Origin of the sequence: Vibrio sp. D3, assembly GCF_043995865.1 — a bacterium.
GTDB lineage: Bacteria > Pseudomonadota > Gammaproteobacteria > Enterobacterales > Vibrionaceae > Vibrio > Vibrio diabolicus.
Genome location: NZ_CP171887.1, coordinates 527,255 through 550,350, shown reverse-complemented (window position 1 = coordinate 550,350; position 23,096 = coordinate 527,255). Strand labels below are relative to the sequence as shown.

The 23,096-nt window shown below is 44.3% G+C and carries 20 protein-coding genes; 5 read left to right on the top strand and 15 right to left on the bottom strand.

From position 1 onward, the window contains the following. Positions 1 to 47: 47 nt before the first annotated feature. A complete protein-coding gene (gene ribF / locus ACHFJ9_RS10570) occupies positions 48 to 983 on the bottom strand; it encodes a bifunctional riboflavin kinase/FAD synthetase (RefSeq protein WP_046873948.1) in 936 nt (311 codons plus the stop codon). Positions 984 to 1,053: 70 nt separating this feature from the next. Further along, positions 1,054 to 2,616 (bottom strand): murein biosynthesis integral membrane protein MurJ, encoded by a 1,563-nt coding sequence (gene murJ, locus ACHFJ9_RS10565; RefSeq protein ID WP_046873949.1) that lies wholly within the window; start codon positions 2,614 to 2,616, stop codon positions 1,054 to 1,056. A 305-nt stretch (positions 2,617 to 2,921) separates the two neighbouring features. On the opposite strand from murJ, the gene rpsT reads away from it, so the two are divergent. After that, entirely contained in the window at positions 2,922 to 3,182 is a 261-nt protein-coding gene (rpsT, locus tag ACHFJ9_RS10560; RefSeq protein WP_005381938.1) for a 30S ribosomal protein S20, read from the top strand. Between the two features lie 306 nt (positions 3,183 to 3,488). Here rpsT and ACHFJ9_RS10555 read toward each other — a convergent pair whose 3' ends face one another. After that, a complete protein-coding gene (locus ACHFJ9_RS10555) occupies positions 3,489 to 3,791 on the bottom strand; it encodes an ArsR/SmtB family transcription factor (RefSeq protein WP_005397309.1) in 303 nt (100 codons plus the stop codon). A 289-nt stretch (positions 3,792 to 4,080) separates the two neighbouring features. Further along, a complete protein-coding gene (gene nhaR, locus ACHFJ9_RS10550) occupies positions 4,081 to 4,971 on the bottom strand; it encodes a transcriptional activator NhaR (protein ID WP_005381942.1) in 891 nt (296 codons plus the stop codon). Between the two features lie 386 nt (positions 4,972 to 5,357). Here nhaR and ACHFJ9_RS10545 point away from each other — a divergent pair, with 386 nt between their 5' ends. Together ACHFJ9_RS10545 and ACHFJ9_RS10540 are read left to right on the top strand one after the other, a co-directional pair. Further along, positions 5,358 to 6,503 (top strand): Na/Pi symporter, encoded by a 1,146-nt coding sequence (locus ACHFJ9_RS10545; protein ID WP_046874175.1) that lies wholly within the window; start codon positions 5,358 to 5,360, stop codon positions 6,501 to 6,503. Positions 6,504 to 6,651: 148 nt separating this feature from the next. Further along, on the top strand, positions 6,652 to 7,794 hold the full coding sequence (locus tag ACHFJ9_RS10540) for a flavohemoglobin expression-modulating QEGLA motif protein (protein ID WP_109168802.1): 1,143 nt from the start codon (positions 6,652 to 6,654) through the stop codon (positions 7,792 to 7,794). Positions 7,795 to 7,864: 70 nt separating this feature from the next. Here ACHFJ9_RS10540 and ACHFJ9_RS10535 read toward each other — a convergent pair whose 3' ends face one another. The 5 genes from ACHFJ9_RS10535 to rppH form a co-directional block, all read right to left on the bottom strand. Beyond that, positions 7,865 to 8,716, bottom strand: coding sequence for a thymidylate synthase (locus ACHFJ9_RS10535; RefSeq protein WP_005381947.1), 852 nt, complete (start codon positions 8,714 to 8,716; stop codon positions 7,865 to 7,867). Between the two features lie 9 nt (positions 8,717 to 8,725). After that, positions 8,726 to 9,547 carry a prolipoprotein diacylglyceryl transferase gene (lgt, locus tag ACHFJ9_RS10530; RefSeq protein WP_005381948.1) on the bottom strand — a complete coding sequence of 274 codons (822 nt, stop codon included), beginning with the start codon at positions 9,545 to 9,547 and terminating at the stop codon, positions 8,726 to 8,728. A gap of 87 nt (positions 9,548 to 9,634) precedes the next feature. Continuing rightward, positions 9,635 to 10,426, bottom strand: a complete 792-nt coding sequence (locus ACHFJ9_RS10525; RefSeq protein ID WP_006743341.1) for a sulfite exporter TauE/SafE family protein — start codon at positions 10,424 to 10,426, stop codon at positions 9,635 to 9,637. A 6-nt stretch (positions 10,427 to 10,432) separates the two neighbouring features. Then, complete coding sequence (gene ptsP, locus ACHFJ9_RS10520) at positions 10,433 to 12,679, bottom strand: phosphoenolpyruvate--protein phosphotransferase (RefSeq protein ID WP_047009107.1); 2,247 nt, start codon at positions 12,677 to 12,679, stop codon at positions 10,433 to 10,435. A 2-nt stretch (positions 12,680 to 12,681) separates the two neighbouring features. Beyond that, positions 12,682 to 13,203 carry an RNA pyrophosphohydrolase gene (gene rppH / locus ACHFJ9_RS10515; protein WP_005381953.1) on the bottom strand — a complete coding sequence of 174 codons (522 nt, stop codon included), beginning with the start codon at positions 13,201 to 13,203 and terminating at the stop codon, positions 12,682 to 12,684. Between the two features lie 619 nt (positions 13,204 to 13,822). On the opposite strand from rppH, the gene mutH reads away from it, so the two are divergent. Next, positions 13,823 to 14,503, top strand: coding sequence for a DNA mismatch repair endonuclease MutH (gene mutH / locus ACHFJ9_RS10510; protein ID WP_256957384.1), 681 nt, complete (start codon positions 13,823 to 13,825; stop codon positions 14,501 to 14,503). A 15-nt stretch (positions 14,504 to 14,518) separates the two neighbouring features. Here mutH and ACHFJ9_RS10505 read toward each other — a convergent pair whose 3' ends face one another. Then, on the bottom strand, positions 14,519 to 14,830 hold the full coding sequence (locus ACHFJ9_RS10505; RefSeq protein WP_005397320.1) for a DUF6482 family protein: 312 nt from the start codon (positions 14,828 to 14,830) through the stop codon (positions 14,519 to 14,521). A 154-nt stretch (positions 14,831 to 14,984) separates the two neighbouring features. On the opposite strand from ACHFJ9_RS10505, the gene ACHFJ9_RS10500 reads away from it, so the two are divergent. Then, on the top strand, positions 14,985 to 16,019 hold the full coding sequence (locus ACHFJ9_RS10500; protein ID WP_109168799.1) for an NADP(H)-dependent aldo-keto reductase: 1,035 nt from the start codon (positions 14,985 to 14,987) through the stop codon (positions 16,017 to 16,019). 134 nt (positions 16,020 to 16,153) lie between these two features. Here the strand turns inward: ACHFJ9_RS10500 and ACHFJ9_RS10495 are convergent, their stop codons facing one another. The 5 genes from ACHFJ9_RS10495 to recJ form a co-directional block, all read right to left on the bottom strand. Continuing rightward, a complete protein-coding gene (locus tag ACHFJ9_RS10495; RefSeq protein WP_085343981.1) occupies positions 16,154 to 16,405 on the bottom strand; it encodes a DUF1127 domain-containing protein in 252 nt (83 codons plus the stop codon). A gap of 528 nt (positions 16,406 to 16,933) precedes the next feature. After that, complete coding sequence (gene vpsR, locus ACHFJ9_RS10490; RefSeq protein ID WP_046873964.1) at positions 16,934 to 18,268, bottom strand: cyclic-di-GMP-binding transcriptional regulator VpsR; 1,335 nt, start codon at positions 18,266 to 18,268, stop codon at positions 16,934 to 16,936. 243 nt (positions 18,269 to 18,511) lie between these two features. After that, positions 18,512 to 20,029 carry a lysine--tRNA ligase gene (gene lysS, locus ACHFJ9_RS10485; RefSeq protein ID WP_005397328.1) on the bottom strand — a complete coding sequence of 506 codons (1,518 nt, stop codon included), beginning with the start codon at positions 20,027 to 20,029 and terminating at the stop codon, positions 18,512 to 18,514. A 34-nt stretch (positions 20,030 to 20,063) separates the two neighbouring features. Next, positions 20,064 to 21,162 (bottom strand): peptide chain release factor 2 gene (prfB, locus tag ACHFJ9_RS10480; RefSeq protein ID WP_100068604.1). Its coding sequence is split into 2 segments (ribosomal slippage): positions 20,064 to 21,086 and positions 21,088 to 21,162, totalling 1,098 coding nucleotides; the frame shifts between segments, so codons are not numbered across the junction. Positions 21,163 to 21,335: 173 nt separating this feature from the next. Beyond that, positions 21,336 to 23,075: a single-stranded-DNA-specific exonuclease RecJ gene (gene recJ / locus ACHFJ9_RS10475; RefSeq protein ID WP_395356766.1), complete on the bottom strand. Its 1,740-nt coding sequence runs from the start codon at positions 23,073 to 23,075 to the stop codon at positions 21,336 to 21,338. Positions 23,076 to 23,096: the final 21 nt, after the last annotated feature.

Genomic DNA, 23,096 nt, shown 5'->3' with positions numbered 1-23,096 from the left:
ATATTGGGCGAAAATTAGACATTATGTTGAACGGTGGAATAAACCGCTCAACGCTTAAGCTGACGCAGCCACACCCTTGCTGCTTCAGCATCCAATTCGATTTGTTGTTTAAGTGCTTCAAACGACTCAAACTTTTGCTCATCTCGAAGTTTATGCAAAAGTTCCACTTCTAGTTGCTTGCCATATAAATTGGCATGAAAGTCGAATAAGTGTACTTCTAACTGCTGGCGAACGCCATTAACAGTCGGTCTTTGACCAATATTAGCGACACCGCCAATTGGCTTATTTCCTAAGCCAAGCGCTTGAACAACATAGACTCCGGAAACCGGAGAAACACAGCGTTTCAAAGGAATATTCGCAGTAGGAAAACCTATCGTTCTTCCCAGCTTTCTTCCATGAGAAACACGACCGCTGATGCTGTAGTTTCTTCCCAGCATCTGTTGCGCGGAATGCAAATCGTCACGCGCCAGCGCTTGACGGATAGCCGTACTGCTGACACGTAATTGTTGTAAACAAAAGCTCTGGGTACTCACGACATCAAAACCGTACTTTTCCCCTGCTTCCTGCAGCATTGCAAAGTTACCTGTACGGCCTTTGCCAAAGCAGAAATCATCACCAACGACAAGAAACTTAACACCCAAACGCTCGACCAACAAGTCACGGATAAATTCTTCCGCGGTTAAACTTGCAAAATGACGATTGAAATTGACGCAGAGCAAGCGATCAATATCGAGCTTACTCAATTGCACGAACTTATCGCGTAATCGCGTCAACCGTGCAGGTGCCTTATCTTTGGCAAACAGCTCCATCGGCTGAGGTTCAAAGGTCATCACAACAGAAGGCAATGATAGCCTGTCCGCTTGCTCAGACACTTGCTGCAATACTTGTTGATGGCCTTTATGGACACCATCGAAATTGCCAATAGTCAGCACGCAACCATGATGTCGCGGGGTGATATTGTGAATGCCTCTAATCAGTTCCATTGGATACTGCTTTCTGCCTCTGTTTTTACTTTACACTGTGTGAAACTGACGGATTATATACTAATCACCCTTAGTCTGTCCCAGCTTTTAGGTCTTTTAAGCGTGCACCCGTTAAAAATAGAACCACTAGGTAAACCACGGCTCCTAGACCGATCAACATTCCTAGTACACCGCTGCGGTGAGCAAAGCTCCAATCTAGCCACACTGACATGTCTTCCAATTGCCATAAGATCGCAGCCACCATCGCCGCACCTGCAATAACCAAACGTATAATAAAGAAGACGGTTCGTTTGGTGATTTGGTATACCCCTGCGATATGTAGACCACGATACAGCAATGCCATATTTACGAACGCCGAAAGTGCCGTCGCGATAGCCAAACCAACGTAGCCATAAAAGTACGCAAAAATTGCGTTAAACACCATGTTGGTCACCATCGCAATGATGCCGTACTTTACTGGCGTTTTAGTATCTTGACGCGAGTAATAACCTGGCGCGAGCACCTTGATCAGCATGAAGTTCAACAAACCTGAAGCGTAGGCAAAAAGCGACAATGATGCTTGATGTACGTCTTGAGGAGAAAATTCACCTCGCATAAACAGAACCATCAGCATAGGTTTTGCCAGTACCATCAGACCAAGCATTGCAGGAAGGCCAAGCAAGATCACCATGCGCACCCCCCAATCCATGGTTTGCGCGAAGCCTTCACTTTGTGCGTCAACGTGTTTACGTGAAAGCGCGGGTAAAATCACAGTCGCAATCGCAATACCAAACAGACCTAAAGGAAATTCCAATAAGCGGTCTGAGTAATATAGCCAGCTGATCGAACCGGTTTGCAAAAAACTGGCGATGAACGTATCAAACAACAGGTTAATCTGACTGACCGATACACCAAATAAAGCGGGGATCATCAAAGTGCGGATTTTCACTACACCCGGATCGCGCCAGCCCCATTTTGGCTTAACCATGACGCCTGCTTTAATAAGGAAGGGAATTTGGAATAAGAACTGGACCAAACCACCTAAGAAAACACCAATGGAAAGCCCTATTTCTGGCATTTCCATTTGCGGCGAGATAAACCACGCCGCCAAAATAATCATCACATTGAGGAAAACAGGGGTAAAGGAGGAGACAGCAAATTTACCTAATGTATTGAGGATAGCGCCCGATAGAGCGACAAAGGTAATGAACCATAAATAGGGAAAGGTGATTTTGAGCATCACGCTAGCAAGCTCAAACTTTGCTGCAGCCGGGCCACCATGCATCCAGTCAAGGAACCAACCAAAACCAAACACAGCAGTGACCACGCCGGAGCCTAGGACACCTAAAATGGTAACAATCGAGACTATCACCCCTAACGTACCCGCCGCGCGAGCAATGAGCTCCCGAGTTTTATCCATGTCGCCTTGAGCATGGCTTTCCGTTAAAACAGGTACAAACGCTTGGGAAAAAGCACCTTCAGCAAACAAACGTCGTAAAAAATTAGGAATTTTATTGGCGAAGAAAAAGACGTCTGCGCTTGCTCCTGCCCCCATTAAATTTGCCACTACAACATCACGAACTAGGCCAAGAACGCGGGAAATAAATGTCATAGCACTGACGATCATGCCAGACTTGAGTAGTCGTTTACTCACTGTAACCTCGGAATATCACCATAAGACAGCTAACCCTATACTGTTTCTCTGACAGGTGCTGTAAATAGACGTCAAAAATCTATCCGCGGGTTGTAAGGAATAAGTGTGCCTTTCGCGGATAATTATTAGCATTGGTATAAAAATGCTGTTAGAATCCCCGCCATCTTAACCGCGATAACCTCTCTTACCAAAATTTGTTTTGGCTTAGATCGGTTTTTGCACAAATCATTTGACATTTAAGCGCAAATGAGGGATATTCCTCGCCCTTAAATTGTCACAGAACTAAGTTTTTGGGAGTTAGACCCTTGGCAAATAGTAAATCTGCTAAGAAGCGCGCTATCCAAGCTGAGAAACGTCGTCAGCACAATGCTAGCCGTCGCTCAATGATGCGTACTTACATGAAGAAAACTGTTGCTGCTATCGAAGCAGGCGACAAAGAAGCTGCAACTGCTGCATTCGCTGTAGTTACACCTATCCTAGACCGCATGGCAACTAAAGGCCTTATTCACAAGAATAAAGCAGCTCGCCATAAGTCTCGTTTCGCTGCACAAATCAAAGCTCTTTAATAGAGTCCTGATTTTACAGTGAAGAAAAAACCGACCTTGTGTCGGTTTTTTTATATCTACAAAATTTTCTTAATAAAAAAGCTGGCAATGCCAGCTTTTCTTTTTTCTGCACGCCTATTCAAAGGCATCAGCTTATTTACCTTATAAAGCTCAAACTGGAAAGCACCAATAAAACACTTGAGAACAAAGCAAATTGGTCGATGCGCAGCAACTCTACCATCAAAAGTTTAACGCCACTCTCAAATATTCCAACGAGTTAGACTCACAGCCTAAAATGAACGATATATTAGGTATATGTAATTAACGCTAAGCGCTTTCAGCACAATAAAGACTATGCAGTGTTTTTATTAACGCTTTCACTTCATCACTCTTTAATGTGTAGTACACGGTTTGTGCTTCTTTCCTTGTCGTGACTAGCTCATCACGGCGAAGCCAAGCAAGATGCTGAGATAATGCCGACTGGCTTAGCTCTAACTTTGCACACAGCTCTCCCACGGACAGCTCTTGGTTATGCAGCATACAAAGGATTTGTAGGCGTCTCTCGTTTGCCATCGCTTTGAGCAACACGACGGCTTTTGCGGAGTTCTGCTCCATTTCTTGTAGATTCATGTGTTGGACCTCTAGCTACAACTTACTTATTCCAACCCTGGCCAGCTTGTTGTGTTGCACTGATTTATATATCTAAGAAAATCAAGGTACACTTCCAGAGTCTTCATTATTAGAACCTCTAATTTAGTTGTTAGTGATACACCAATATTATCCACCAAAGTGAAGAATTGATGCGCCATCAATAATTAATAGTTTTGCTCACTAAAACAAGTATCTTGAGTTACTTAGGTATTATTTAGAATTATATTTTTATTGATAGTAATCTATTTATTTGCGCAACGATACGGGTTTACTCAAACATTTGACTGAAATCAGCATCACAAACATTTTTTACCGCTGGGTGTTGGATCATTCGTTCCGCAAAAATCACGTAGTACTCTTCTTTTAACCCATCGACATGACCAATTAGCTGTAGATTTCGGTCGTCCTCAATCTCCGACATGTATACGGTCGGCGCTAAGAAAATCACATCATCGTGATACCGTGCGAAAGCCTTCATCAACGCAACATCATCAAATTCTCCCAACACATTAGGCTGAAGACCTTGACGATCAAACCACTGAATAACCTTACGCCCCATTGCTGTTCGGCTTGCAGGAATCAAAAGCTTTTTCTGTTCCAGAATCTCAGGGAAACGCACATTTTCAATTTCAGAAGAGGCGAAAAAGCTCATGCTGCTCTCACCTAGCTTTTTGCTATAAAGGCCAGGGCTTTGAGTTGAGTCAACGGGACAATCCGAGAGGATCATATCCAGCTTGTGCTGAGACAGTCGTTCAAGTAGCAATTCGTGGGTTGACTCATAACAGCGTAAATGAATACTGTTATCTTCCGGGACAGTCGTCATTAGTACTTTACTGACCAAGCGCTTAGATAACGCATCGGCTACGCCAACTTCAAACAGAATGTTCGAGTGCTGACTGTAATTGACGATATCTAACATCTCATAACTCAAACCAAACATTCGGTCGGCGTACTTAAAAACAAGTTGCCCTAACTCAGTTGGCTCAACTGTACGACCATTTCGTTTGGTTAACTTTCCTTTCATGCGTTCTTCAAGCGCTTTAATCTGCCCTGTCACTGTTTGCGGTGTCAGGAAAAGCGCATCGGCCGCTTTAGTTACAGAGCCCTGTTTGCACACCATCCAGAAATAATATAGATGGTTGTAGTTTAGATGTGACATGATCAAGTCCCGAAAAGAAAGTGATGCTTTTTATACCAAATGTGACAGAGACAAACAATAAACTCGACAAAACCATACAATACATTACAAAAACATAAGTTTTACCGAATATATAAAATTAACACTGTCATAAAAGTTGAACTGAGGCGCATTTTATTTCTAAAGAAAACGCAAAAACCACACAAAACAAAAGTCAATTTTATTCATTAAATTCAAAGAGTTAAAAACCTTCATTTTTCCCTACTCACACCACTATCAAAAAGAACAATAAAAATTACTCACAGCAAGAAATCTGTAATATTACTGAAATATTTGTTCTCTAACATCGCCCGCAGTTTCAACTACAGACCGAAAAATGAACTGAAAGGTCAACGGAGAAAATTATGATGAACCAAGCTACTTCAACAGTGGCGCCAATTTCGAGCACTGCTCGTTGGTTACGCTGGGCTAACTTGGCATTCATGTTGTATCTGCTTCTTCTAGCAGTATCTATGGTTGGTAGTGGCTTCAAATGGGCAACTGGCGATCAAGCTAAGGTGCTATTTGAGTTTGCCGCTCACCCTGTTGCAGGTCTAATGATCGGCTTGGTGGCAACAGCCTTAATTCAGTCCTCAAGTACTGTAACGTCTATTATTGTAGGTTTGGTTGCAGGTGGCTTACCAGTAGAAACCGCGATTCCAATGGTGATGGGTGCCAATATTGGTACCACAGTGACCAATACGCTTGTTTCTCTTGGTCACGTACGTTGTAAAGAAGAGTTCAAACGTGCATTTGCAAGCGCAACTATTCACGACTTCTTCAACTTACTTGCTGTTGCTATTTTCCTTCCGTTGGAAATGATGTTCGGCATTTTAGAGAAAGTTTCTCATTGGCTTGTTTCTCCACTACTTGCTACTGGCGATATGAGCATTAAAGGCTTCAACTTCATTAAGCCAATAACAAAACCAGTTGTGAGTGCAATTAAAGAGCCACTTTCAACATTCGGTGATACTGTTGGTGGCATCATGCTTATCGTTTTGGGTATTGCGACAATCTTCGTTGCAATTACGGTAATGGGTAAGCTAATGAAGAGCCTAATGGTTGGCCGTGCACGTGAAATTTTGAAAAACGCGATTGGTCGTGGCCCTATTCACGGTATTGTATCGGGTTCAATCGTGACTGTGTTGGTACAATCTTCATCAACAACAACTAGCTTGATGGTTCCACTTGTGGGTACAGGCGTTCTTAAAGTTCGTGATATTTACCCATTCACGCTAGGTGCAAACATTGGTACTTGTATTACGGCGCTACTAGCAGCAACAGCCGTATCGGGTGAGTTTGCGGTATTCGCGCTTCAAATCGCTCTGGTACACCTAGTATTTAATATCATGGCAACACTGTTTATCTTTGGTATTCCGTTCCTACGTGAAATTCCAGTGAAAGGCGCTGAGATGATTTCTGAAATGGCTATCAAGAACAAAGCTGTTGTCGGTGGCTACCTAATGTCTGTATTCGTTATTTTACCAGGCGCGATCTTAGCCCTAACGACATAACAATAACTTACATACCATCGCTTATTGTTTAGGCTCCACATTGTGGGGCCTTTTTTGCGTTAATGACGCTGTTCAAATTCGTTGTCTGGTGATAATTTGAGCCATACCAGCATACTTATGCTGGGCTACCTCATTTGGAGTCGACAACATGACGCAGCTTAATGGCACTATTTCTGATCAGCTACTCGCAATAGACGAAAACCTAACTCAACTGGTTGCTGATATTGATATCCTCAGTAGCGTGAATCCTCTCAATTATGCTCAGGAAAGAGAGCGCTTTATTAAGAACAAATACTCTCAAGAGCCTAACTTCCAATACTCAACTACCAATCTAGATACTCACAGCGCAAAGCGACGTCTGTATGAACTGCCTTTAGAAAATATTCAAGACACCCAATTACAAAAGCTGTACGCGGATGTGATTCAGTCTTACGCAGATAAATTGGATCAAGTGAATACTATCGGTACACAAGAGTTTCTTTATAACTCCTTGCGCTATTACGGAGAGCCGAGCGCCAAAGATATTGCCAACGCCCATTTCATTTTACACCTTCCCACGGAAGAAGAGAGCAAACCGCAGCATGATAGCCGCGCGATAGCACACTTCATGCAAAACTTTGCTCAACGTAATGGATATGAATGTGAAATACAGGTGTTGGATGGGATGTTAGCAAACGCACTCGTTTCGGGATCTCGAGTCAAAATTAACCACGCAGCATACATCACGACCGATGAGTTAGAAGCTCTCGCACATCATGAAATGGGTGTACACCTTCTTACTACGCTTAACGGTCGTCAACAACCACTAAAGGTCCTGAGCTTAGGGTGCCCAGCTAATACAAACACCCAAGAAGGGCTGGCTATATTGTGTGAATATCTGTCAGGACATTTCAGTATCAAACGCCTAAGAACCTTAGCCTTACGAGTCCTGGCGGTAGAGTCGATGATCAAGGATCGCGATTTCCGCCATACGTTCATGCTATTAAAAGAACAGTATAAAACGTCTGACCTTCAAGCATTTACAACGACTGCTCGTGTGTATCGAGGAGGCGGTTTAACGAAGGATTACTTGTATCTAAGGGGGTTCCGAGAGGTGCTCAATGCCTACGATAAACTGGGCGATGACTTTTCATTGTTGCTATGTGGAAAAACAGAACTGAAGTATTTTGAGCTTATCCGCTCATTAGTGAGCAAGCAAATATTCACCCAACCCAAGTTTATTAGCCCGGCACTGTCTGCACCGATGCAGACCAACCCTATTCACCGCTATATTGTCAGTGCACTCAAGTAATACCTTCAAAGTACAAAAAGCAAAAAAGCTCCATTTGGAGCTTTTTTCATATCTTGAAGAACAATACTGGTTACACTGAGAATGGGTAACGAATAGGGTCGTGATGCTCATACCCTTCAACCCAAAAGTCATCCAGTGTGACCCATGTTTCCAGATCTTCTAGAGATTTAATCTCTGGATTGATGTGGAACGTCGGCGCTTTTAATGGTTCACGTTTCAACTGAACATCACGCATCAGTTCAAGCTGATCTTCATAAATGTGCGCATTCACAATCTTATGAAATGCCTGACCAGGTTTCTTGCCCGTGATTTGCGCCATGATCGCCAAGAATACGTAAACTTGAACCATATTGAAGTTTAAGCCAAGCGGTACATCACACGAACGCTGAGTACTGTTCAAGTAAAGCGTATCATCCAGCAATGAAAAATGGTGGCTATACATGCAAGGACGCAAGCATCCCATGTGGAACTCACCAGGGTTGTAGAAATTAAGGATTTCACCGCGATCATCAACACCACGCGTTAAGTCATCCACTATCTTGCGCAATTGGTCAACATGCCCGCCATCAGGCTTCGCCCATGCGCGCCCTTGGACACCGTAGACACGGCCCATGTCGTCTTCGCCCTTACGGTATGGATTATTTAACCAAGCATCATTTAGGTTGGCATTGGCATCCCAGGTTTTCGTGCCCAGCTTACGAAAATCTTCCGCATTATCGTAACCACGAATGTACCCTAGTAGCTCTGCAACGGCCGCTTTCCAAAAACTTTTACGTGTGGTTACCAACGGAAATTGATTGTTCGCAACATCGTAGGTTAAATCCGCGTTGATTACGGTCAGGCAGCGCTTGCCTGTACGCTCATTTTCAACCCAAACACCTTGGTCAACGATGCGTTGACACAAATCTAAATACTGTTTCACACCAATACCTTACTTCGTCTTTTGTGGTAACTCGTCTTTGTAATGACCACGTTTGTATGCCCAAACCATCATTAGGACACCGATAACTACCATTGGCAGGGATAAAATCTGTCCCATGGAAATAAAGCCACCGAATAACCCCAAATGAGCGTCTGGTTCGCGCACATATTCTACTAGGAAACGGAAGGTTCCGTAACCCGCAAGAAAGAGTCCTGAAACAGAACCTAGAGGACGAGGTTTCTTGATGAACCAATTCAAGATGAAGAAAAGTACGATACCTTCGAGCGCCATTTCATAAAGCTGCGATGGATGACGCGGCAGTGGACCACCATTTGGGAAAACGATCGCCCAAGGCACATCCGTTACTCGGCCCCACAATTCGCTGTTCATGAAGTTACCTAAACGCCCCATACCCAAACCAAATGGCACAAGCGGCGCGATAAAGTCGGCAACGCCGAAGAACGTTCGCCCGTTTTTGTGTGCATACCAGAACATCGCGGTAATCACACCCAGTAAGCCACCGTGGAAAGACATACCACCGGTCCACACTTTAAACAGATACAAAGGGTCAGCCAAGAAGAGCTCAAAATTGTAGAAAAGCACGTAGCCTACACGACCACCAATCACCACGCCAAGGAAGCCTGCGAACAACAAATCAGAAACCTGTTCTCGTGTCCAACCACTTCCCGGCTTATCCGCACGTCGGTTCGCCAACCATAGGGCGAACATAAAGCCCACAAGGTACATCAAACCGTACCAACGAACCGAAACAGGACCAATAGAGATTAAAACCGGATCAATATTGGGAAATTCAATATATCCCTGAGACATAAATCATTCTCTTCTTATCACAACAAAATAAATATACCCAAGTAACCTCTAGATGCTTGGTTCAGCGAGAATGACTTGGGTACAAACTTAGAGCAGCATGGTCGCTGCTACAAACATTAAGAACACCGCGAATATCTTTTTTAATACCGCAGTTGGAAGGTTAGTTGCCAGCTTTGCGCCCACTTTTGTTGTGAGCATCGAGGCCATGGCAATCGCTAATAATGCGGGAAGATAAACATAGCCAATACTGTATGAAGGCAAGCCTTCTACTTTATAGCCATGTAAGATAAAACCGATCATACCAGAAATAGCAATCACGCAACCACAAACGGAAGATGAACCTACCGCTTTACGCATTTCTATCCCGTGTTTATTTAAAAATGGGACCGATAGTGAACCGCCACCAATACCAGCAAGGCTTGATACGACGCCAATCCCCGTGCCATACGCAACGGTCACCGGGCTGCTCGGCATAGGTTTACTGCTCGTAACTTTAATGGAACGGAACATCTGTACTGACAGGCAAAGAACAATGACACCAAATACTTTCGGCAAGTAGTGCGTAGGGATCCACTCAGCAATATTGGCACCGACAAAACCACCAATAACCACACCTGGCATCAACCATTTTACGACGAACATATCGACATTGCCGAGCTTAAGGTGATTCATCGCCGATGAGCCTGACGTAACAATAATACTCGCTAACGAAGTGGCTAGGGCCATGTGCATACTCATTTCTGGAGAGATTCCAGCAAGAGGAAGCAAATACAACAAGGCAGGAACAACTATCAAACCACCACCGATACCGAGTAACCCCGCCATCACACCCACAAAAGCGCCTAGCGCCAACAATAACAAAAATAAAGAGACGGTCACGATTTCCTACTTTTTACCTGCACGGATAAAGCCCGCAAAACCCTGTTGGATGAAGAAGTCATGCATCATTTGATGAATGTCCTCCCCGTAGGACTTTGTCATTGCTTGCTCCGCTAATTTTTCTAATTCTTCTTGTTGGCTATGACGAATCAAATATTTCACCTTAGCCACGTTGGAGGTGTTCATACTCAAACTGGTATACCCTAACCCAAGTAAGAGAAGAGCGCCAAATGGGTCGCCAGCTAACTCACCACAAATACACACTGGCACCTGATACTTATCGCACACGTCATGGATTTGCTTAAGCGCTAACAGTACCGCAGGATGCATAGATTCATAGACATCCGCGACGCGCGAATTGTTCCTATCAACTGCTAATAAATACTGGGTTAAATCGTTTGTCCCGACAGAAACAAAATCAACACGGTGAGCAATCGTTGGCAATAAATACACCATTGATGGCACTTCGATCATGACCCCAACTTGTGGGAACTGAATTCTATCATCAAGCAACACGGCTTCGCTGTGGGCTTGATTAATCAAGCTAATGGCATCGTCTAGCTCTTTTACCCCAGACACCATTGGCAACAAAATACTTAAGTTACCGCTTTCTGCACTCGCCCTTAACATTGCACGCAGCTGGATCAAGAAAATATCTGGGTGATCTAATGTAAAACGAATGCCACGCCAGCCTAGAAACGGATTATCTTCTTCGATCGGCAAATATGGCAAAGGTTTGTCACCACCAATATCCAAAGTGCGCATCACCACTCGTTGATTCGGATAACTGTTGAGTATCGCTTGGTATTGATGATACTGCTCATCTTCTGACGGAAAGTGATGCTGAAGTAAAAATGCAATCTCAGTTCGGTACAACCCAACTCCATCAACACCTGTATTGATGGCAATATTACTGTCTGCACTGAGCCCCGCATTGAGCATAATTTCGATGTGGTGATTGTCTTGCGTAACCGCTGGGAGTGCGAGGTCCTTGTTTACCATTGCAAACAATTCTGACTCTTCACTCACTAAGCTGCGATACTCTCGCAATAATTGACGGTTTGGCTCTAGGAAGATCTCGCCCGTATAACCATCCACTATCCCGAGTTTGCCATTGACCACATCCGGGTTAATGTTGGCGCCCATGACAGCGGGAACTCCAAGTGCGCGAGACAAAATAGCCGCATGAGAGTTCGCGCCACCTTCTAGTGACACGACGGCTAACAAAAATTCTTTAGGTACAGACGCGAGCAAGGTGGCAGTGAGTTCATTCGCCACCAAAATAATGGGACGATCAATTGCAGAATTTTCTTGCTCACTGTTATGTAGAAAATAGAGCAGCCTTTGCCCTAACTCTCGGATGTCTTGCGCTCTCTCGCGCATGTAGACATCCGACATTCTGGCAAATCGATTCGAGTATGACTCTACCACTTGGCGTAACGCCCAATCTGCCCTGTCTCCTTTTTCAATCTGCTTCTTCAAATCACCACGAAGCATCGGGTCATTGAGTAAGTGCGTAAACAGATCGAAGATCGCCAGCGCATCTTTGTTGATTTCACTGTCCAGCTTTTTCCGCATACGGCGAAAATCATTTAACGCTCGCTCTATGGCCACCAGCAATGTCTCGTGCTCACGTTCCTTATCTAACGTGGACGATGGGAAAACATCCGATAAACTCGGTTGGGTATTGTCGAACCAAAACTCTCCAATCGCGACACCAGTAGATGCAGGCAAACCTTTTAATACCGTGGGTTTAGATGCCAACTGCCAATGCCCAAGATTCTGCGCATGCGCAATAAGCACTGCTAGCTGAGCGGACAACGTGACAAGAAACGACTCTTCCATTTCACTGAACAAGCGCGGTGTTTTTTGCTGGATAACCAACACACCTAAAACTTGTTTTCGATGAATGATTGGAGTGGCTAAAAAGGAGTGGTAAATCTGTTCGCCGAGTTGAGGGAAGAATTTAAACTCGGGATGTTTTGAGGCTTCGGCAAGGTTGAGTGGCTCTGCGCTTCGTTTAACCAACCCAACCAAGCCTTCATTGAAGTTGATATGAATACTATCACCTTCAAAAATAAGGCCTTGAGTTGCCATTAACTCAAGGCGCTGCATTTCTTCATTAGCAAGATAGATAGTACAGCACTCAGTGCGAAGGGCAGCACAAGTCTCTTTCACCAATATATCGAGTGCCAGATGCACATCATCGACCCTGGAGACTTTCTCAACTATTTCCCTTAGCTGACTGAGCATGATTATCCTCTACGTTGCTTTTTTCTTTTCCCTTTCGCTTTTCTCTCTCGAAAAGGCATGGCTAAGGATGCAAACTCTTTCATCGCTCGTCGATAAACATCTCGCTTGAAAGAAACAACTTGCCTAACTGGATACCAGTAACTCACCCAGCGCCAACCATCAAATTCAGGGGATTTTCCGCGTTGCATATTAATACGAGATTCATCGCATTCTAATCTCAGCAGAAACCATTTCTGTTTTTGGCCGATACAAACAGGCTTGGAGTCCCAACGCACCAATCGCTTTGGTAGCTTATATCTTAACCAATGACGACTTGTTGCAATGATCTTAACGTCTTTTTTCGTTAAACCGACTTCTTCGTATAACTCCCTGAACATGGCTTGTTCAGGGGTTTCACCTTCGTCAATCCCACCTTGTGGAAATTGCCATGAGTGTTGCCCGTATCGTTTAGCCCAGAAGACCTGACCATGGTTATTACATATCACAATACCAACATTAAGTCGGTAACCATCGCCATCTATCACTGGCTAACCTCTATGAATAAATTTTTTATTACCGTGATTTTTCCACATATCCCCATTACTAGCAAACTTACTGATGTGATATGAGCAAGATTTATTACCTTTTCACCATATTTGGATATCTTTTAATCAAACCATACCTTATCAACACAAGAGTGAGACATTGCCCACATTTATTCACCTTTTCTGTGAATAACTTTGTGAAGAATTCAATTCAAATGAGTAATTCTGTTCAACCCCATCACAAGCAAAACAAATAAAGAAACAGAAAAACAAACATAAATAGTTGATAAATAAAACCTTATATTAAAAAATAACGATAAATCGATCTTCAGTTTCTTGATGATCTTTTCACCAAACTCAGATCGGTCAAAGATCCACCAACCGGCTATTTATCCACACTTACCGGGTATTCGTTTAGAGTATTACAACAAAATCAACCCCAAAAATGCATTTTGACCCCTGTTTATTCATACAGACCCCGTCAGGATCTTATCAATACCTCCTCCACCTGTGGATAAGTTATGAATTGATCGTTCTTACACCGCCTCGGTGAAATCTTAAACAGTAGATTTGGCCGGAGTTTGATAAACTATATTTTTTGTAATACCACCTTGTGACTATGAAACCAGAACCACAAACAGAAGCAGAGCTATTGGAACGAGCGCATGATATGGCAGGACTCAGTTTTGCTGAGTTGGCCGCCGAGGCGAATATGATTGTTCCTGAAAACTTAAAACGTGATAAAGGTTGGGTGGGTCAATTACTCGAATGGCATTTGGGCGCTCCGGCTGGCAGTAAACCTCAACAAGATTTCGCTAAGCTAGGGATCGAGCTGAAAAGTATTCCGATCAGTCACTCTGGCAAACCGTTGGAAACAACCTTTGTTTCGGTGGCTCCTCTCACAGGTGTTCATGGTCTTACATGGGAAACAAGCCACGTACGCAACAAGCTGTCTCGTGTGCTTTGGGTACCAGTGGAAGGGGAACGAGAAATTCCACTTGCAGAAAGACGTGTTGGTAGCCCACTGATTTGGTCACCAGACGACGAAGAAGAGCGTATTTTACGAAACGACTGGGAAGAGCTAATGGAGATGATCGTCTTGGGGAAATTTGATCAAATTTCCGCCAGACACGGAGAAGCGCTGCATCTTCGCCCTAAAGCCGCGAATGCAAAAGCACTCACCGAAGCATACAGCTCAAATGGCAAGCCGATAAAAACTCTGCCCCGAGGTTTTTACCTCAGAACACAGTTTACTGAACAGATCTTACTCAAGCACTACATCAACACGCAATCTGAGTAATGTTGTTTCCGCCATTTAGTGCGTCACGAGCGATAACTCGATATCACAGTACGAGGCTGCCTCTTCAGTGCCACATTCGTCATACGCATTGTGCAGCCTTAAGTACGCTTTATCTACCCCTAACCTCAGCAGCTCTTCTTTCACCAAATCTAGCGAACCGAAATGTATCGGATCTTCACCGTCTTTAATTGGCTCAAGTTGATGCTTGTACTCCACTGCTAGCAAATAGTCAGAGACATCAGAACACCCAATCACAAATACTTTGGGAGTTTTATAAGTATCTTTATGGGGACCATGTAACCACATGTCCAATTGATGCTTCTGCATAACGCACCTCCTTCACACGATCATTTAAGTGTAGTTAGGCAATGTATAGCTTTCGAGTTTGGTCTTCCTTTATACGTAAATCATTTGCGATAGCGGTTAAAAATCCCCTATATTGGAATCACTTATTTAGTCGGTAACTCTTCAAGGACGTGATATGCAATACACAAAACTACCGCACTCATCACTTGAGATCAGTAAAATCTGCCTCGGAACCATGACGTTTGGCGAGCAAAATACAGAAAAGGACGCCTTTGAACAGCTCGACTTTGCCCTTGATCATGGGGTGAATTTCATTGATACCGCAGAGATGTACCCTGTACCTCCCAAAGCGGAAACGCAAGGACTCACCGAGCAATACATCGGTAATTGGTTAGCAAAGAGCGGCAAACGTGAAAAAGTTGTGCTGGCAACAAAAGTGGCTGGCCCTCGTGGTGTCCCTCACATCCGAGACAACATGAGCCTTAATCGTCGCCACATCCATACAGCAATTGATGACAGCCTTAACCGCCTGCAAACGGATTATGTCGATTTATACCAATTACATTGGCCTCAACGTCAAACTAACTGCTTTGGTCAACTCAACTACCCTTACCCAGACAAGCAAGAAGAAGTCACATTAATTGAAACCTTGGAAGCGCTGACTGAGCTAGTGAATGCAGGCAAAGTACGCTACATCGGTGTATCAAACGAAACGCCGTGGGGTGTGATGTCGCTACTGCGTTTGGCAGAGAAACACGATTTGCCAAGAATTGTCTCCATTCAAAACCCATATAACTTATTGAACCGCAGCTTCGAAGTTGGCTTGTCTGAAATCAGCCATTACGAAGGCGTTCAGTTACTTGCTTACTCTCCTTTGGCATTTGGCTGCCTGAGTGGTAAATACCTAAACGGGGCCAAACCTGAAGGCGCTCGATGCACTAAGTGGGAGCGTTTTGCGCGCTACTTCACTCCACAAGGTGTTAAAGCGACCGAAGCTTACGTCAATTTAGCCCAAGAGCATGGTTTGGATCCTGCACAAATGGCACTTGCATTTGTCAATCAGCGCCCATTTGTAGCATCTAATATTATCGGCGCGACCAACCTCGACCAATTAAAAGCCAACATCGACAGTATCGATCTAAAACTAAGCGATGAGCTCCTGACTGAGATTCAAGCAATTGGTACAACCTACTCGAACCCTTGCCCTTAACAGTAAAGCTCCCCTCAAACGAAAACAGCTGACCTTCAAGGTCAGCTGTTTATCAAATGAAGTATGACTTCATATCGCACGTTAAGCGTGTTGAATGACTCGATAGCAACTCAGTCAGTCCAACACGCTAACGATTACGTCATTATTCGCGATGTTAAAACTCGACGAAGGTGACGAACTCGACGTTCAACTTTTACTGCATCCGGAACATTGGCGCGTGTGGAACGACCATCGCTATCTAAACCAATATCTCTCAATAAATGAACATTCGTCCATGGAACATCATGAGCAGTGCGGCGTATGGTTCGCTGCCATTCCTTTTCTTCGCGTTTAAGGTCTGCTTTCAATAGCAAAGTTGCCAGTTGTAGGTAAATAGAGTGACGCATAATATTTTCTCCGATTATCGATGTATTCGACTGGGAAAAATAGTGCGTAAAATGAACAGAGGTGTTCTGTTGATACTAAGCCGCTACTTTTCCGCAGCCTAGTAATAAATAAGATAGGTTACGGATTAATTTTTATCTTGTGAGCCAGTGGTATTGGTATCATCCGACTTAAGAGTCATCGGAGCGATAGGCATACGATCAGCGCAAGCAGTGGTGTTAACAACGTAATGTTTCATCTTGCGCCTCCTAGCTAAAAATTAATCCGTTTATGAAAGGTATAACTCATTGAGTTACGGTTAAATTGTAAGCTTTGATGAATATATATCAAACATTTTTTGTCTTTTTGATTAAAAACAAACCAATACACCGCAATTCAGTTTCATATACTTTTCTATATAACATATTCACCTAGGGAATATATGAAATTACGGATTTTATAAATCAAACTGAATACAAAACAAAAAGAGCGGCTTTGTAGCCGCTCCTTCACTGATATTCATTCACCAATTTAACTTCAGAAAGAACAAATTACATGGCTTGATCAGAAATCAAATTATGTTTGTTCAGTAGTCGATACATCGTCGCGCGTGAAACACCAAGCTCCTTCGCCGCATTCGAAACTTGACCAGAATGAGATTCCAAAACAACCAGTAACGCGTCACGCTCACTCTTCTCACGAATCGATTTCAAACTACGCTTTGAGTCATTACGCTGAGGCAAATCTAGGTGATGCTCTTCAATCATTACGCTGTCAGACATCAGAACCGCTCGTTTCACTTGGTTCATCAACTCACGTACGTTACCTGGCCAGAAATAACGTGTCAGAGCCTTGAGTGCATCCTCAGAAAAGCTTTTTGCTTGCGAGTTATACTCTTTAGAAAACTCTTGTAAGTAGTAGCGCGCTAACAAAGAAATATCACTCGCGCGCTCTTTTAAGCTCGGGACATTAATGCGTAATACGTTAATGTAGTGATAAAGCTCTTCATTAAAATCTCCGTCAATCAAGGCTTTTTCTACATCTGACGAGTTAGCCGCAAGGATGCGCACGTTGACCGCTTTTACACCATCTTTGGTATCAATGGTGCCTTCTTGCAAGAATCTCAGCAGATTCATTTGTTGCTCTTTTGAGATGGTAAGAATGTCATTAAACAACACCGTACCGCCATCCGCTTGTTCGAGCATGCATGCTTCCATATCTTCATCAGCGTTAATACCAAATACTTCCGCCTGGAAACGTTGCTCATTGAGCGCGCGACAGTTAATTGCCATAAACGGTTTATGAGAACGTGAAGAGACTTTGTGGATAGCGCGAGCAACTGCTTCTTTACCTGTACCACTTTCCCCTGAAATCAGAATACTGACGTCCGTCGGACCGATTCGCTTTACTTGATCGCGTAAACGCTTCATCGGGATAGATTCACCGATCAGCCCCATGTCTAAGCTGCTACCAAAACTAGGCCAAACTTTTTTCTCCAACTTGAGCATACCAAGCTGGTGACCAATCGTGCTTAAAAGCTGGGCATCCGGGATTGGCGCAGTGAAAAAGTCGATACAAAAGTTAACAATGAACTGGCATATGGTGTCAGTGCCAAGCTGAGATTCACGAATAAACGCTAACCAACGCACGTGTTTGTGAGAACTGACTAAGTTCGCCAAACCGTTCAAGCTGAATTCGTCATGGCTGAGATCGACAATACCTATACATGGACCAATATCCTCTAACAACGTATTAGCTTTGCGTAAGTCACCCACTTGGTGACACTTCCAGCCCACTTGCTCAAGTACTGATAACCAAGGCTCATAAGTACCGCCAACTACCACAAGCGATCCCGGGATGGAATCCATCTTAAACTGCCCAGCCATTCTCTAACCCTTTTTCATTGTTAATAGAAATTTTGCGCCACAAACCTATCTTTGCGAGCGGGTAACATTATCGAGACTCCGCGCCCCACGTCTGTCTCAGTATTAAGACTATGCAATAGATTGAGATTTGGCGAATGTTTATTTGCATATCCTATTAAAAAGCAAATGCAACAACTTGAACTCATTTAACTAAAAGGCATAAAAAAACCACCCGAAGGTGGTTTTTTTGATCATCCTGCCAAATTATGCTTGTGGGCGCATTGCTGGGAATAGGATCACGTCACGGATAGTGTGCGTGTTAGTCAGTAGCATAACCAGACGGTCGATACCGATACCTTGGCCTGCCGTTGGTGGTAGGCCGTGCTCTAGTGCAGTGATGTAATCTGCATCGTAGAACATAGCTTCGTCGTCACCAGACTCTTTAGCTTCAACCTGTGCTTTAAAGCGCGCGTCTTGATCTTCTGCATCGTTAAGCTCTGAGAAGCCATTCGCCACTTCACGACCGCCGATGAAGAATTCAAAACGGTCTGTAAAGAACGGGTTGTCATCGCTACGGCGAGCCAATGGAGAGATGTCCGCTGGGTAGCCAGTGATGAACGTTGGCTGCATTAGCTTAGGTTCTGCTGTTTCACCGAAGATTTCTTCTAGAAGCTGACCACATGTCCAGAAGTCTTCTACTTCAACATGTACTGATTTCGCGATAGAAACCATCAGTTCACGGTTTTGTAGATCTTCTTCGGTTAGCGCTTGGATTTGCGCGTGATCTGGGTTGTACTGCTTGATTGCTTCAAACATGCTCATACGAGTGTAAGTGCCACCAAATTCAACCGTTTCATCACCGTAAGGCATTGATGTTGAACCTAGAACTTCTTGCGCTACCGAACTTAGTAGTTCCTCAGTAAAGTCCATCAGATCTTTGTAATCCGCGTACGCCATGTAGAATTCCATCATAGTGAATTCTGGGTTATGACGTGGAGAAAGACCTTCGTTACGGAAGTTACGGTTAATTTCGAATACGCGATCGAAGCCACCCACCACTAGACGCTTCAGGTATAGCTCAGGTGCAATACGTAGGTACATTGGCATGTCTAGCGCGTTGTGATGCGTGATGAATGGGCGTGCACTTGCACCACCAGGGATCACGTGCATCATCGGCGTTTCTACTTCCATGAACTGTTTTGAGATCATGAAGTTACGAATTGCAGACATCACTTTAGAACGTACAATAAATGCTTTACGTGAATCTTCGTTCACAATCAGATCAACGTAACGCTGACGGTAACGCATTTCTTGGTCAGTAAGACCGTGGAACTTCTCAGGAAGTGGACGAAGTGCTTTAGTTAGCAACTCGTATTCTTCCATGTTCACGTACAGGTCACCCTTACCAGATTTGTGCAGCGCACCTTTAACACCGATGATGTCACCGATATCAAGACCTTGGTATTTCTCTTTTAGCTCTTTTTGTACGTCTTTAGCAGCGTAAGCTTGGATACGGCCAGATGTTTCTTGAATTACTAGGAATGGACCACGCTTAGCCATAATGCGGCCAGCAATTGCAACCACGTGGTTAAGCTCTTCTAGCTCTTCCTTCGTCTTTTCACCGAACTCTTTTTGAAGGTCGCCCGCTAGTGCGTCACGACGGAAGTCGTTTGGGTGGCCGTTTGCTTTGCAGCTCTTTCGGATTTCATCCAGTTTAGCGCGGCGTTCAGCAATCAGCTTATTTTCTTCTAGTACAGTTTCGTTTTGAACAGCATCAGTCATTTTCGATGTATCCTGTTTTTGTCGGTGAAAAGCTTTATAGGCCTGATTTCAGGCTAGCTTCAATAAATTTGTCCAGATCGCCATCAAGAACCGCTTGAGTATTACGGTTTTCAATGCCCGTACGGAGGTCCTTAATACGTGAGTCATCCAATACGTAAGAACGGATCTGGCTACCCCAGCCAATGTCAGACTTAGCGTCTTCATTAGCTTGTTTTTCCGCGTTTTGCTTTTGCAATTCAAGCTCAAATAGCTTCGCTCGAAGCTGTTTCATTGCCTGATCTTTGTTCTTATGTTGAGAACGGTCATTCTGACACTGAACCACTGTGTTCGTAGGTACGTGCGTAATACGTACCGCAGATTCTGTGGTGTTGACGTGCTGACCACCTGCGCCTGACGCACGGTAAACGTCGATGCGTAGGTCAGAAGGATTAATGTCGATGTCGATGTTTTCATCAATCTCTGGATAGATGAACGCAGACGCAAATGACGTATGGCGACGGCCGCCTGAATCGAACGGAGATTTACGAACAAGACGATGAACGCCCGTTTCAGTGCGCAACCAACCGTACGCATACTCACCAGAGATGCGAACTGTTGCCGACTTAAGACCCGCGACCTCACCTTCAGAAACTTCAATCACTTCAGCTTTGAAGCCCTTCGCCTCTGCCCAGCGTAGGTACATACGCAGCAGCATGTTGGTCCAGTCTTGTGCTTCCGTACCACCAGAGCCAGCTTGCAAATCGATGTAGCAATCTGAACTATCATGGTCACCCGAGAACATACGACGGAATTCAAGCTTTTCTAGCTTCTCTTCCAACTCAGCAAGTTCTGGTTCAATTTCGTCAAATGTTTCTTGATCTTCTTCTTCTACAGCCAGCTCAAGAAGACCTTCTACGTCTTCTACACCTTGCTCTAGTTGATCAATAGTTTCAACAACCGCTTCTAGCGATGCACGCTCTTTACCCAGTGCTTGTGCACGTTCAGGTTCGTTCCATACATCAGGTTGTTCAAGCTCTGCGTTGACTTCTTCTAGACGCTCTTTCTTCGCGTCATAGTCAAAGATACCCCCTCAGGACATTTGTGCGCTGAGACACGTCCTGCAGACGGTTTTTAATTGGATTGATTTCAAACATGTTTACTCAACATTTTAGAATAGAATTTAACCGAGAAATTCTACTGAAAAATGTGACCGAGATACAGGAAAATTTCGGATGAGAAATCAGATTGCGGTTAGAGAGAGCACGGTCATAAAATTTTACACCCTCTTAGGGGCAACCGTACTCTATAAGAAAGGTTAATCTAGATATTACTTAGCTTCGATATGATCGATCATCAATTGCAGTGATTGATTACCACGAAATTCATTCACATCCAATTTGTAAGCTAAACGTACCGTTTTAACTGATGCATCCGGCCAGCGACGCAAATCGACATTAAATGCAATGCCGTCGATCATCACATTGGTAGGGTGACCTTTGTAAAGCGGCTCTAACATCAATTTAAGATGCTTCTCACCCACCAGCTTTTGATGCAACACTTTAAACTCACCATCAAAGATTGGTTCAGGAAAGGCTTGTCCAAAAGGGCCACCAGACCGTAGCTGTTCAGCGACATGCATAGAGAATTCTTCAGGCTTAAGTTCACCATCTGACATGATCACGCCTTTTAGCGCCGCTTCATCGAGTTCTTTTTTTACCACTTCATCAAATAAACGGCTGAAACGTTCAAAATCCTGCTCTTTAATTGTTAAGCCTGCCGCCATCGCGTGACCACCAAATTTGATGATCAAACCTGGGTTTTGCGTGTCGATGAAATCCAACGCATCGCGCATGTGTAACCCTGGAATTGAACGACACGAACCCTTAATTGTCCCTTCTCCGCCATCAGCAAATGCGATGACTGGACGGTGAAACTTCTCTTTGATGCGTGAGGCCAAAATACCAATCACACCTTGGTGCCAATCACGTTGGAACAAGGCTAATCCGTAAGGAAGCTCACTGCCTTCACCAAACTGGAGACGCTCGCAGAAAGCCATCGCTTCTTGCTTCATGCCTTCTTCAATCTCTTTACGAGTTTGGTTCAAACCATCCAGTTCACTTGCCATACGACGAGCGGCGTGAATGTTGTTACACATCAACAGTTCAACACCAAATGACATATCATCAAGGCGACCTGCAGCATTGATACGAGGACCTAAAGCAAAACCAAAATCGGACGCCACCAAACGACGCGCATCGCGCTTCGCGACCTCAATCAATGCTTGAATGCCAGGGCGCGCTTTGCCCGCACGAATACGCTGAAGGCCTTGGTGCACAAGAATGCGGTTGTTTTCATCCAGTGGGACAATGTCGGCGACGGTACCAAGTGCAACAAGGTCAATCAGTTCCATCAACTTAGGCTCTTGCATGCCCTGCTCAGCAAACCAATTGTGTTTTCGCATATGAACGCATAGTGCCATCATGAGATAAAATGCGACCCCGACACCAGCGAGCGCTTTAGACGGAAAATGACAGCTCTCAAGGTTTGGGTTCACCATTGCATCTACATCAGGCAACACTTGTCCCGGTAAATGGTGGTCGGTAACGAGCACGGTAATACCGTTTTCTTTTGCGTAACGCACGCCTTCGATTGATGACACACCGTTATCTACCGTCATGATCATCTCAGCGCCAAGCTCTAATGCTTGGTCAACGACTTCTGGGCTTAACCCATAACCGTCTTCAAAACGATTCGGTACTAGGTAGTCCACATTGTGACTACCAAGCATACGCAGCGCGAGCACCGACAATGCAGAGCTCGTCGCGCCATCAGCATCAAAATCACCGACAACGATGATGCGTTTTTGTTCTTTTATTGCCTGAAACAAAAGCTCGACAGCTTGCTCAATCCCCCCGAGTTTTTGGTAAGAATGCAAACCACGAGCTGACGTTTCTAGTTGCGCAGGATCCGTAATCCCACGGTTGATGTAGATACGTTTGAGAATCGGAGGAATGGAATCAGGAAGAAGGGAAAGATCAGGCTCAGGACGTCGTTGAATTTCTATCATGCTTGAAAAGAGCCGGCGACT